The sequence below is a fragment of the Streptomyces sp. NPDC050164 genome (genome assembly GCF_044459945.1).
In the GTDB taxonomy this organism is placed as follows: Bacteria; Actinomycetota; Actinomycetes; order Streptomycetales; family Streptomycetaceae; genus Streptomyces; species Streptomyces coeruleorubidus_A.
On sequence record NZ_JBITJK010000022.1, the window covers coordinates 140,363 to 147,932 of the forward strand.

The 7,570-nt window shown below is 71.7% G+C and carries 7 protein-coding genes; 3 read left to right on the forward strand and 4 right to left on the reverse strand.

Annotated features, from left to right (window positions below; translation table 11 throughout):
- Window positions 1-82 precede the first annotated feature (82 nt).
- Window positions 83-2,002, forward strand: a complete 1,920-nt coding sequence (locus ACIBNA_RS26765; RefSeq protein WP_399167659.1) for an anthranilate synthase family protein — start codon at window positions 83-85, stop codon at window positions 2,000-2,002.
- A gap of 54 nt (window positions 2,003-2,056) precedes the next feature.
- On the opposite strand, the gene ACIBNA_RS26770 is transcribed toward ACIBNA_RS26765, so the two are convergent.
- Genes ACIBNA_RS26770 through ACIBNA_RS26785 form a run of 4 tightly spaced genes read right to left on the reverse strand, consistent with a single transcriptional unit; the run spans window position 2,057 to window position 5,855 of the window.
- Window positions 2,057-3,085: a 6-phosphofructokinase gene (locus tag ACIBNA_RS26770; RefSeq protein ID WP_399167660.1), complete on the reverse strand. Its 1,029-nt coding sequence runs from the start codon at window positions 3,083-3,085 to the stop codon at window positions 2,057-2,059.
- 52 nt (window positions 3,086-3,137) lie between these two features.
- The gene (locus tag ACIBNA_RS26775) at window positions 3,138-3,827 is read right to left on the reverse strand and encodes a response regulator (protein WP_399167661.1); all 690 of its coding nucleotides are present in this window, start codon (window positions 3,825-3,827) and stop codon (window positions 3,138-3,140) included.
- Window positions 3,824-5,050, reverse strand: coding sequence for a MacS family sensor histidine kinase (gene macS, locus ACIBNA_RS26780; RefSeq protein ID WP_399167662.1), 1,227 nt, complete (start codon window positions 5,048-5,050; stop codon window positions 3,824-3,826). Before macS ends, ACIBNA_RS26775 begins: the two co-directional genes overlap by 4 nt.
- 28 nt (window positions 5,051-5,078) lie before the next feature.
- The gene (locus ACIBNA_RS26785; RefSeq protein ID WP_399167667.1) at window positions 5,079-5,855 is read right to left on the reverse strand and encodes a lysophospholipid acyltransferase family protein; all 777 of its coding nucleotides are present in this window, start codon (window positions 5,853-5,855) and stop codon (window positions 5,079-5,081) included.
- A 202-nt stretch (window positions 5,856-6,057) separates the two neighbouring features.
- Here ACIBNA_RS26785 and ACIBNA_RS26790 point away from each other — a divergent pair, with 202 nt between their 5' ends.
- Complete coding sequence (locus ACIBNA_RS26790; RefSeq protein ID WP_399167663.1) at window positions 6,058-6,855, forward strand: alpha/beta hydrolase; 798 nt, start codon at window positions 6,058-6,060, stop codon at window positions 6,853-6,855.
- The gene (locus tag ACIBNA_RS26795; RefSeq protein ID WP_399167664.1) at window positions 6,848-7,480 is read left to right on the forward strand and encodes a hypothetical protein; all 633 of its coding nucleotides are present in this window, start codon (window positions 6,848-6,850) and stop codon (window positions 7,478-7,480) included. Before ACIBNA_RS26790 ends, ACIBNA_RS26795 begins: the two co-directional genes overlap by 8 nt.
- Window positions 7,481-7,570 lie beyond the last annotated feature (90 nt).

Here is a 7,570-nt window from a genome sequence, read left to right on the forward strand (position 1 = left end):
CGAGGGGCGGCCTTCGGCGTTTCCCGGGGTCGTTCCTCTCCACCGAAATCCCACCGGATCCTCGGAGAAGGAGCACGGACCCATGAATCTGCTCGGCTTGCTGGACGACCCCCGCCCATTCGCCCTGCTGCGCCGCCGCACCCCGGGCCACGACCATGAACTGATCGAGGTCCTCATCGGCCCGGTGACCACCTACGACCGCCTCGCCGACCTCCCCGACGAGGGCCTCGCGCTGGTCCCCTTCCGGCAGATCCGCGAGCGCGGTTTCGACGTCCGCGACGACGGCACTCCGCTGTCGGTGCTGACGCCCGAGGAGTCGTACGACGTCCCGCTCGCCGACGCCCTGGAGCAGCTCCCGGCGCACGACGTGCGCGTCGAGGGCGGCGGCTTCGACGTCGGTGACGAGGAGTACGCGGAGATCGTCGGGCGCGTGCTGCGGGAGGAGATCGGGCGGGGCGAGGGCGCCAACTTCGTCATCCGGCGGACGTACGAGGGGGAGATCCCCGGGTTCGGCCGGGCCGACGCGCTGGCGCTGTTCCGGCGGCTGCTGGAGGGCGAGCGGGGCGCGTACTGGACGTTCGTCGTGCATGCCGGAAATCAAGAAGGGCCCGAAGGGCCTTCCTTGGAAGGGCGGGGGCGGGAGACGGGCGGGCGGACGCTGGTCGGGGCGAGCCCGGAGGTGCACGTCCGGATGTCCGGCGGCACGGTCGTCATGAACCCGATCAGCGGGACGTACCGCTATCCCGCCGAGGGGCCGACGCCCGGGCACCTGCTGGACTTCCTCGCCGACGGCAAGGAGATCGAGGAGCTGTCGATGGTCGTCGACGAGGAGCTCAAGATGATGTGCACCGTCGGCGACATGGGCGGGGTGGTCGTCGGGCCCCGGCTGAAGGAGATGGCGCACCTCGCGCACACCGAGTACGAGCTGCGCGGGAAGTCCTCGCTGGATGTGCGGGAGGTGCTGAAGGAGACCATGTTCGCGGCGACCGTCACGGGCTCGCCGGTGCAGAACGCCTGCCGGGTCATCGAGCGGCACGAGGTCGGCGGGCGCGGGTACTACGCCGGTGCGCTGGCCCTCCTCGGCCATGACTCGGGCGGGGCCCAGACCCTCGACTCCCCCATCCTCATCCGCACGGCCGACATCGACGCCGGTGGCCGGCTGCGGGTGCCGGTGGGCGCCACGCTCGTGCGCGGTTCCGACCCGGAGGGCGAGGTCGCGGAGACGCACGCGAAGGCGGCGGGAGTACTGACGGCCCTGGGCGTCCGGCCGGGCAGGCCGCGCGAGGAGTCCGTCCGGCCACGACTGGCCGACGACCCACGCGTGCAGGCCGCGCTCGACGGGCGTCGGGCCTCGCTCGCGCCGTTCTGGCTGCGGATGCAGAAGGCGTCCGCAGAGCTGGCCGGACACGCCCTGGTGGTCGACGGCGAGGACACCTTCACGGCGATGCTCGCGCATGTGCTGCGGTCGGGCGGGCTGGAGGTGACCGTCCGGCGGTACGACGAGGACGGGCTCCGGGAGGCGGTGCTCGCGCACGAGGGCCCGGTCGTGCTCGGCCCGGGTCCTGGTGATCCCTCCGATCTCACCGACCCCAAGATGCGGATCCTGCGGAACCTCACGGCCGAAGTCCTCACCGGCCACCCGCACGGCGTGCTGGGCGTCTGCCTCGGGCACGAGCTGATCGCGGCGGAGCTGGGGCTGGAGATCGTACGGAAGGAAGTGCCGTACCAGGGGGCGCAGACGACGATCGACCTGTTCGGACGGCCGGAGACGGTCGGTTTCTACAACAGCTTCGTGGCACGCTGCGACGAAGGAGCCCATCAGGAGCTGGCCGCGCACGGCGTGGAGGTCAGCCGCGCCGCGAACGGGGAGGTGCACGCGCTGCGGGGGCCCGGATTCGCGGGGGTGCAGTTCCACCCGGAGTCGGTGCTCACGCTCGACGGCGCGGCGGTCGTGCGGGACCTGGTGGGGCAACTGCGGGGCACGAGCACGCCCTCGGTGTAGCACGGGGCCGGTCGGGCCGCGCGACCCGACCGGCTTCCGGGGCAGGGCGGTCCGTCAGCCGAAGAACACCCCGACCTCCTCGTACAGCTTCGGGTCCACCGTCTTCAGGTGGGCCGTCGCGTCCGCGAGGGGGACGCGCACGATGTCCGTGCCGCGCAGGGCGACCATCATGCCGAAGTCCCCGTCGCGGACGCAGTCGATGGCGTGCAGTCCGAAACGGGTGGCGAGCCAGCGGTCGAAGGCGCTGGGGGTGCCGCCGCGCTGGACATGGCCCAGGACCGTCGTGCGGGCCTCCTTGCCCGTGCGCTTCTCGATCTCCTTGGCGAGCCACTCGCCGACCCCGGACAGGCGGACGTGCCCGAAGGAGTCCAGCGTCTGGTCCTTGAGGACCATGTCGCCGTCCTTGGGCACGGCCCCCTCGGAGACGACCACGATCGGCGCGTACGACGCCCGGAAGCGGGACGTCACCCAGGCGCACACCTGCTCGACGTCGAAGCGCTGCTCGGGGATGAGGATGACGTTCGCGCCGCCGGCCAGGCCGGAGTGGAGGGCGATCCAGCCGGCGTGCCGGCCCATCACCTCGACGACCAGGACGCGCATATGGGACTCGGCGGTGGTGTGCAGCCGGTCGATGGCCTCGGTCGCGATGCCGACCGCGGTGTCGAAGCCGAAGGTGTAGTCCGTGGCGGACAGGTCGTTGTCTATCGTCTTCGGGACGCCCACGCAGGGCACGCCGTGCTCGTCGGACAGCCGGGCGGCCACGCCCAGGGTGTCCTCGCCGCCGATGGCGACGAGCGCCTCGACCTCCAGCTCGGCGAGGTTCTCCTTGATTCGGCGGATGCCGTTCCGCTCCTTCAGCGGGTTGGTCCGCGAGGAGCCGAGGATGGTGCCGCCGCGGGGCAGGATGCCGCGCACGGCGGGGATGTCGAGACGGGTGGTGTCGCCTTCCAGTGGACCTCGCCAGCCGTCCCGGAAGCCGGTGAAGTCGTAGCCGTACTCCTGCACGCCCTTGCGGACGATGGCCCGGATGACGGCGTTGAGTCCGGGGCAGTCGCCGCCTCCGGTCAGTACTCCGACCCGCATGGAATGTCCCTTCGCAGCAGGTGCCTGACGAAGGGTCAGTGTGGCGCGCGTCTCACTCGTCGTCGAGGCCGCGCTCTATCGCATACCTGACCAGTTCCACGCGGTTGTGCAACTGGAGCTTGCCGAGGGTGTTCTGGACGTGGTTCTGCACCGTGCGGTGGGAGATGACCAGGCGTTCGGCGATCTGCTTGTAGCTCAGGCCCTTGGCGACGAGGCGCAGCACCTCGGTCTCGCGGTCGGTGAGCCGGGGTGCCTTCGGTTCGTCGGTGTCCTGGGCGGGGGCTGGTTCGGAGGCCAGGCGGCGGTACTCGCCGAGGACCAGCCCGGCGAGGCCTGGGGTGAAGACCGGGTCGCCGACGGCCGTGCGGCGGACCGCGTCCTGGAGTTCCTCGGTGGAGGCCGACTTCAGCAGGTAGCCGGTCGCGCCGGACTTCACCGCCTCCAGGACGTCGGCGTGCTCACCGCTCGCGGACAGCACCAGGACGCGCAGCGCCGGGTCGGCGGCGACGACCTCCTTGCAGACCTGGACGCCGGGCTTGCCGGGCAGGTTCAGGTCGAGCACGAGCACCTCGGGTGCGGCGGCCTTGGCGCGGCGCACGGCCTGGTCGCCGTCGCCCGCGGTGGCGACCACCTCGAAGCCCGACTCGGCCAGGTCCCGGGCGACCGCGTCGCGCCACATGGGGTGGTCGTCGACCACCATGACCTTGATCGGGTCCCGCCGGTCCTGCGTGGTCCGCGTCATCGCTGCTCCGCCTTCCCCCGTACGTTCATCACGTCCTTCGGTACCTTCAACTCGACCTCCGTGCCCTGGCCCGGCACCGAGATCAGCTCCGCGCTGCCGCCGAGGTCGCGCAGCCGGCCGCGGATCGACAGGGCGACGCCGAGCCGCCCCTCGCCCTCGGCCTGGGCGAGCCGCCCCTCCGGGATGCCGGGTCCGTCGTCCCGCACGGTGACGATCACCTCGTCCGGCTCGTCCTCGACGAGGATCCACGCGCGCGCCTGCTCACCGGCGTGCCTTCGGACGTTGTCCAGCGCCGCCCCGACGGCGGCGGCCACCTCCCGGGCGGCGACCGGCGCCAGCGGCACGGGCGCGCCGGGCTCGGCGAGGCTGACCTTGGCCCCGGCGTACGGCGCGAGCAGGGCGCGCAGGTCGACGGGGCCGCTCTCCTGCGGCTGCTCCTCGACGGTCCGGACGACGGCTCCCTCGGCGGCATCCTGTGAGACCCGGGAGACGGGCACCAGTCCGCCGGAGACCAGGGTGCGCAGCGCGACCTCCTGCTCACCGGCCATCCGGCCCAGCTCGGCCGCCTCGCCACCGATCACCGCGCCGCGCCGCTGCACCATCGCCAGCACCTGGAGCACGCTGTCGTGGATGTCGCGGGCCAGGCGCTCCCGCTCCCGTGTCGCGGCCTCGATCTCCAAGGCGCGGGCGAGGGTGCGCTCGGAGGCGCGGGCGACCTCGACGACGTAGCCGATGGCGATGGAGGCGATGCAGACGAGGATGACGTTGTGGACGGTGTCGCGGGCCGGGCTGCCGCGCTCGATCAGGTTGGCGGCGGCCACGAGGCTGGAGGCGAGGGCCGCCCAGCGCCAGCCGCCCTTGACGGCGAAGGCGAGGACGGAACCGGCGGTCCATATCGACGGCAGGGTCGGGCCGCCCGCCTGGACCCGCTCGTGCGCGTCGGCGACGGGCGTGAGCAGGATGCCGGCGATGGCGATGGTGAGGTCGGCGGTGAGGAACCGCTTGGTGCAGCGGGCGGCGTTCGCGACCCGGGGCAGTGTGGCCAGGGTCCACCCGCCCAGCACGGCGTAGTAGGCGACGGCGACCCAGGGCCGGGCGAACTCCTCGTAGGCGGTGGCGAACAGGCCGATCGCGTACAGCATCGTGAGCACCCGGTACGCGGTCAGCGCGCGCCACAGCGGCTGCTCGACCGACATCCTCATGATCTGCTCGCGCTTGGCCATCTCCCCCACCCCTGGCTCAAGCCCCCGACTAGGGCTCGGTCCGTCGCTGCTCCGACTTTTCCTTTTCCGCCTGTTCCTTCTCCGCCCGTGCGAGCGCGGCCTTCGCCGCCTTCTCGGCTTCCTTCTCGGCCTTGGCCGCCTCCGCGAGCTGCCGCTTCATGGCCGTCGCGTACATGTCGACGTACTCCTGGCCGGAGAGCTTCATGATCTCGTACATGACCTCGTCGGTCACCGCGCGCAGTACGAACCGGTCGTGCTCCATGCCCTGGTAGCGGCTGAAGTCCAGGGGCTTGCCGATCCGGATGCCGGGGCGCATCAGCTTCGGCATGACCTTCCCGGGCGGCTGGATCTTCTCCGTGTCGATCATGGCGACGGGGATGACGGGCGCGCCGGTCGCCAGCGCCACGCGCGCGAGGCCGCCCGGCTTGCCGCGGTAGAGCCGCCCGTCGGGCGAGCGCGTCCCCTCCGGGTAGATGCCGAACAGCTCGCCGCGCTCCAGCACCTCGATGCCGCTCTTGATGGCGGCCTCGCCCGCGCCGCGCGCACCGGAGCGGTCCACCGGCAGCTGGCCGACTCCCTTGAAGAAGGCGGCCGTCAGCCGGCCCTTCACTCCGGGCGTGGTGAAGTACTCGGCCTTCGCGATGAACGTGACCTTGCGGTCCAGGACCGCGGGCAGGAAGAACGAGTCCGAGAAGGAGAGGTGGTTGCTCGCCAGGATCGCCGGGCCCTCGGCGGGAACGTTCTCCAGGCCTTCCACCCAGGGCCTGAAGGCGACCTTCAGCGGTCCCCCAACAGCGACCTTCATCGCGCCGTACAACAACCGAGTGCCTCCTGTATGTGTCGATCAGACCTTAACCCGGCGCGCTGTCAAAGGCGCCGACGACCCTGGTCGGTGTCAGTGCCGTCGCGTACGGTGAAGGTCCCGCGAACGCCGTGCGATCCCTGCCATGACGTTCCGTGACCATCCGTGATCGTGTCAGTCCCTTCTCACGACCAGGAGGCCGAAGGTGCCGGTCCTTGCCGGAGCCGAGCCGTTTCGCCACGAGGGCGGGGAGATCGCCGTGCTCCTCTGCCACGGCTTCACCGGTTCACCGCAGTCGCTGCGTCCCTGGGCGGAGCATCTCGCCGCACTCGGCCTGACCGTCTCGCTGCCGCTGCTGCCCGGGCACGGCACGCGCTGGGAGGACCTGCGGATCACCGGCTGGCAGGACTGGTACGCGGAGGTGGACCGCGAGCTGCGCCTGCTGTGCGAGCGCCGCGAACAGGTGTTCGTGGCCGGCCTGTCCATGGGTGGCGCCCTGGCCCTGCGGCTGGCCGCGAAGCACGGCGACGCCGTCAGCGGTGTGATGGTCGTCAACCCGGCGAACAAGGTGCACGGCCTGGCCGCGCACGCCCTCCCGGTGATCCGCCACCTCGTCCCCGCGACGAAGGGCATCGCCAGCGACATCGCCAAGCCGGACAGCAGGGAGCTGGGCTACGACCGGGTTCCGCTGCACGCCGCGCACTCCCTGCGCCAGTTCTTCCAGGTAGTCGACCGCGAGCTGCCGCAGGTCACCCAGCCGGTGCTGCTGCTGCGCAGCCCGCAGGACCATGTGGTGCCGCCCGTCGACTCGGCCCGTATCCTCAGCCGCATCTCGTCGACCGACGTGAAAGAGGTCCTCCTGGAACAGAGCTACCACGTCGCCACGTTGGACCATGACGCGGACCGGATCTCCGAGGAGAGCACCGCGTTCATCGGCCGGTTCGCGTCCGGCCTCGGCAAGGAGCCCGGTCTCGGCAAGGAAGGGACGACCGCAGGTGGCTGAGCACGACTCCGACCGCGAGGGCCGCGAGCCGGACGAGAAGGGCGTCCCGATCGACGAGGAGGCCGCCTGGGCGGCGATCGTCGCCGGGTACGGCGAGGAGCCGCCGGACCCGCCGGGCGCCAAGCCGTTCAAGTCGGTCGAGGACCTGGCGCTGCTGGAGTCTCCGACCAACGACGACCGGGTGGACACGGCCGGGGACGCCGCGAAGCCCGCTGAGCCGAAGCCCGCTGAGCCCGAGGGTCCTCAGGCCAAGGCGTCCGGGTCCGGGGACAAGCCGGCCAAGCCTCTGGGCGGCTCGGTCTCCTTCGCGCCCGGCGTCGGCCCGCGCGACTACTCCGCGCCGGAGCCCACCGAGGACGACCTCGACGAGGACGACGAGGGCCACTTCGTGCCGCCGGAGCCGCCCCCGCTGCCGTCCGCCGACGCCACCGCCAAGTTCGCCTGGCTCGGTGTGCTCGGCGGGCCGCTGGTGCTGCTGCTGGCCGTGCTGCTCGGCTGGGAGATGACGTGGTGGCTGACCACGCTGGGGATCGGCGGGTTCCTCGGCGGGTTCGCGACGCTGGTGATGCGGATGCGGACGGACGACGAGGACGACGACGACCCGGGGCGGGGTGCGGTCGTCTAGACCCGGATTTCGCACGTGCCTCGATCGGTTGGAACGAGGCACGTGCGGTGTCTGGTTGTCGGTGTGGTCGTTGATGTGATGTGTCGATGA